This window comes from Mycobacterium sp. (genome assembly GCF_032162605.1).
Lineage (GTDB): Bacteria > Actinomycetota > Actinomycetes > Mycobacteriales > Mycobacteriaceae > Mycobacterium.
In genome coordinates this window covers 1-4,207 of record NZ_JAVROT010000077.1, presented here as the reverse complement: position 1 = coordinate 4,207, position 4,207 = coordinate 1, and the positions used below count along the sequence as shown (strand labels likewise).

The 4,207-nt window shown below is 63.3% G+C and carries 5 protein-coding genes; 1 reads left to right on the top strand and 4 read right to left on the bottom strand.

Annotated elements, in window-relative coordinates; genetic code table 11:
- Nucleotides 1–304: 304 nt before the first annotated feature.
- Nucleotides 305–520 (bottom strand): hypothetical protein, encoded by a 216-nt coding sequence (locus QOI01_RS04330; protein WP_526378932.1) that lies wholly within the window; start codon nt 518–520, stop codon nt 305–307.
- Here QOI01_RS04330 and QOI01_RS04325 point away from each other — a divergent pair.
- Complete coding sequence (locus QOI01_RS04325) at nt 444–902, top strand: type IV toxin-antitoxin system AbiEi family antitoxin (protein WP_526378930.1); 459 nt, start codon at nt 444–446, stop codon at nt 900–902. The genes QOI01_RS04330 and QOI01_RS04325 overlap by 77 nt on opposite strands.
- A gap of 124 nt (nt 903–1,026) precedes the next feature.
- Here the strand turns inward: QOI01_RS04325 and QOI01_RS04320 are convergent, their stop codons facing one another.
- Genes QOI01_RS04320 through QOI01_RS04310 form a run of 3 tightly spaced genes read right to left on the bottom strand, consistent with a single transcriptional unit; the run spans nt 1,027 to nt 4,028 of the window.
- Nucleotides 1,027–1,968: a Gfo/Idh/MocA family protein gene (locus tag QOI01_RS04320; protein WP_526378928.1), complete on the bottom strand. Its 942-nt coding sequence runs from the start codon at nt 1,966–1,968 to the stop codon at nt 1,027–1,029.
- Nucleotides 1,965–2,909 (bottom strand): sugar phosphate isomerase/epimerase family protein, encoded by a 945-nt coding sequence (locus QOI01_RS04315; protein ID WP_526378926.1) that lies wholly within the window; start codon nt 2,907–2,909, stop codon nt 1,965–1,967. Before QOI01_RS04315 ends, QOI01_RS04320 begins: the two co-directional genes overlap by 4 nt.
- Nucleotides 2,910–2,927: 18 nt before the next feature.
- Nucleotides 2,928–4,028, bottom strand: a complete 1,101-nt coding sequence (locus QOI01_RS04310) for a Gfo/Idh/MocA family protein (protein ID WP_526378924.1) — start codon at nt 4,026–4,028, stop codon at nt 2,928–2,930.
- Between the last annotated feature and the right edge of the window lie 179 nt (nt 4,029–4,207).

Sequence of the window (4,207 nt, the reverse complement as noted above, 5' to 3'; positions counted from 1 at the left end):
ACCGGAACTCCCGCATGGTGGCTAGCTGCAATGCTCGTTGCCACCGCAAGCGAGTTCTTCGATTGCGTGACGCCGCACTCCCCCATCACCTGACCGCGGTTGTCCACGGTCGCGTTATTCCCCAGGGTTATGTGCGGTTGGGAGCTGCTCGACCTAAGGGGCGCTTGACCTGGTTGACAGTCCCAGGACCTGCTTGACACCCGAATCAGATTCGGGGGCGCCTGCGCAAATCGCTCGTACGCGGGTTCGTCCGCATCCACTGGAGTGCACTGCGCGGCAAGCCCAGAGGACAGAGGGCGGTTCGTCAGCAGATGAGCGACGCTGCTTGCAGTGGCGCGCAGACGGCGCGTGACGTTCGTCGCATCTCCAGGATGCAGTTTGTTGTCCGGGGGGTCGCTGGAGCCTTGACCTGGACTCGCTCCACGACCTCGCCGTCCTTCTCGATGGCGAAGTCGACGATGTCCGGATCGCTGCCAAAACCGCGGGTTGATAGGGAGGTGGGTTCGATCAGCAGTGCCACGTTCGCAGGCTCATGTCACCGGCTTGCAGGTAGCGCAGGAAGTGCTCTAGACGTCTCGGTATTCGCCGCTACGCTCTCCTATCAATACGAGCGTCGAGTGCCCATCCTGACGCCGGCAAGTGCCTTGGTCCACATGGCTGCCGCACCAAACCGGGTGCGGTCGTGGGTTGGCGCCAGCGAGTGGATGCCGGACCTCGCTGGAGACGCGACGCCAGCCGATGTGCTCGCCGAGCTCCGCGGCCGACCAGCGACGGTAAGTGCGCGATGCGGCTACCTCTTGCAGGGGCACCGTCCGGATATCGCCGCAGGCCAAGGACCGGTTGATCGGACCCGTGTCGAGTCCGTCGTAGATGTCACCTGCTTGTGGACGGTCGACCCATAGCGTGAGTACTCCCCCGCGGTCGAGTTGGACGCTTCCTCCATCCCACTGAGAATCTCCAGGTCCCAGGTTCGAGCCCTGGTGGGGCACCCGTCGCTGAGAACCACGCCTCCGGCACGCAACAACTTCAGGAGAGTCCGAGCACCGCGATACCGGCGGCTTCGGTCAGACCATGCGCCAGCTCCAGTACGCGAGCGGCTTCCTCCGCTGTCGTACCTTCCTGCGCAGCTCCGCGCGCATGCCGGGCGAATGCCTCCGCCTGCAGCTTCAAGGCATGCAGCTGCGGTCCTTCCCCGGTCTCCGGCGAAACCACATCGAAACGGGTGTGACCCTTAGAGCCGAAAAGCTCCACGCTGACGATGTCACCGCCTTCGTAGAAACGGCCGAGCGATATCACCGTCGATGTGCCGCGCGAGAGCATCACCAGCGCTTGCGCGCTGTCGACGTCGTTCTGGGCCCCCGGGTCTTTGGTGGTCGGGAACACCTGCGTTTTGACATCGGTGAATTCCTGGCCGAGCAACCAGAGCGTTTGGTCGATCTCGTGGACACCCATGTCGATGTAGATGCCGCCGCTGTCGTGGCGGAAGTTCAGGGGTGGCGGAGCCTCGTCCCACTGTGAGCACACCAAGAAGTGCACGTCGCCGTACTTGCCGTCGACCAGATCGCTGCGAAGGGTCGTCAGCTGCGGCACGAATCGGCGCCAGTAGGCGATCTGCAGGGCCAGTCCCTGTTCGCTCGCGAGCTTGCCCACCGCCCGGGCCTCGTCAGACACCAGGCCGAACGGTTTCTCGCACAGAACCGGAAGACCGGCTTCGAGCGACCTGCGGGTGGTGTCGATGTGTTGGGGTGTCGGCACGGCAATCAGAACCCCGTCGAGTTCCGAACCGGCGAACATCTCCTCGCCCGTCGGATACACCGCCAGACCCTGCTCACGCAGCTGCGCCGCCGCGGCCTCAACCGGCTCGGTGACTGCCACGACCGTCACCTCCGTTGAGTCCTTCAGGGCCCGCAAGTGCGTACGGCCCATGCGGCCGCCACCGATCAGACCAAGCCGGAAAGGCGCGCTCACAGGCCACGCGCCTTCAGGAATTCACGGTTCGCCCGCTGGTCGGCGGCAGCCTGGGCGAATCGCTCGGCCGTCGTCGGGAAGATGTCCTGCTCGACGACAAGCCAACCGGCGTAATCGATCTCGCGCAGTGCCGACAGGAATGCGTCGACATCGAGCGCGCCTTCACCGAGCTTCGGGAAGACCTCGCGCTCCCAGATCGCGTTGGTCGGCAGACCCTCGTCGACGACCTCCTGGAACCGTGGCAGGTCCGCGGTCTTGATGTGGACGTGGTCGATCCGGTCGGCCCACTTCTTCACGTACTCAACGGGATCCCCGCCACCGACAAGGAAATGGCCGGCGTCCATGCACAGCCCGATCTCGGACACCTCCAACATCCTGGCGACTTCGGCCGGCGCTTCGACGAAGGTGCCCGTCTCGTTGTGGAACACCGGCTGGTAACCCCGCGAACGGCACCGGTCGACGACGACGGCCATCCCCTTCGCGAACTCCGCCCACTGCTCTTCGGTGTATCCGCTGGCGGGATTTCGCGCGCCCGAGCCGGGGTTGTTGCGACGGAAATCGGCACCGTCGCCAACACCGAGGTCCGCCAGCGTTGGACGTGGATCGGGTCCGAGTCCCAGCGGCTTGATCGAATCGAAGATGTCCAGCATCGCGTCGAGTTCGGGAAGCGTCTTCTCCAACAATTCCGGGTCCGCGTACGGCAACTCCAGGTAAGCGCCCGCCAGGCCAAGCCCACGCCTGGCAAGTTTGGCGCCCAGATCTTCAGTGGTGCCCAGGTAACCGACCGGGCCGAGGTCGATGCCCGCGTAGCCGGCAGCGCTGACCTGGTCCATGATCTCGTCGCCGTCCGGCACATTCGGGTCGAATCCGATCGTCACCTCGAACGCGCCGTAGCTGACCGGTGCGTTGGCGACGATGATGTCACTGCTGTGTTTGCTCATTTTCGTGGCTCCTTCTAGCTAGTTGGCCGACGCCAGTGCTGGGATCGCGCTCGGGTCGGTAATCGGCTTTCGGTCCTGAACGAACCGGATGATCGCCTCACACAGGGCCAGGTCGTGAATTGCGTCTTCGGCGCTGGTGAGCGGCGCCTCCCCGGTTACCGCACAGTGGTGGAAGGCTTCCAGCTCAAGCTTGAAACCGCTCGCATACGAGGTTATTTCACTGATGCTGCGCGACTTGGCTGTACCTGTTTCACCCTCGATGATCTCGACGGTCGCCGGTGCACTACGAAGGAACGGCGAAGGAAAACTCAAGGTCACGCGCTGCTCAGGGCCATAGAGTGCGAATTCCATTTCGTAGCGGGTGATGCCGGGCAGATCCATCCAATGGATCGCCACCGACAGATCGCCGAACTTGAGGAAGACGGTCAATTGACCGCTCTGCATATCGACATACTCCAGGCTCGTTGGTTCACCGAGTACGCCACGGACGGTGTTGAGCTCGTGGACAAGCGTGTCGAGCAGAACCAGGTGATATTCCTCGCGCAGGAACGAGTTTGCCTCACCGATTGCGCGGGTGATGCTGGCCTGGGTCTCCGCGGTGAAGTTCGCGATCGCATCCTTCGGGATCGGCGCGACCGGCGCCAGCGCGTAGTGCCCGATGTACGGAAGGAAAGGCGACTCGAAGGTGGTGACCCGCATGAGCCGTGGCTCAGCGACACTCATCGCGACCTCGCGGAAGCGCTCATATGCCGGGTCGTAACGCTTGGGGTACGCAACCATCATCGTCACCCCTGCCTCGTCGGCGGCAGCCTTCATCTCCAGACCTTCGGCCACGGAGAAGCACATCGGCTTCTCCACCAAGACGTGCTTGCCCGCCTTCGCCGCCGCGATGGCGATCGGTGCATGACTGCCCGAAGTCAGAATGAAGACGGCATCGACGTCGGCGTCTTCGAGCATCTCCCGCCAGTCAGTGAACGTCTTGTCGATGTTGTACCGCTCTGCGTTGTTGGCGGCGTTCTCGGCGGAAATGTCGCACAGTGCAACGATTTCGAAGCGGTCGGACAATTCACGCAGATAATTCAGATGCATGACTTGCGCGATTACTCCGGCACCGACCACACCTACCTTGAGTCGGTCTGTCATTGGGTCTTCCTCCTGTATTCGGTTGCGGCGCTTAGTGGGAGTCGGCCAGCGCGGACTTGATCAGAACTGCGCTCTCCTTGACCCCCGTCTTTGAGTCGACGAACGGGTCCTCGTGCTCGATGGAGAACGCCTGGACCGCGGAGCCGTCGAAGCGG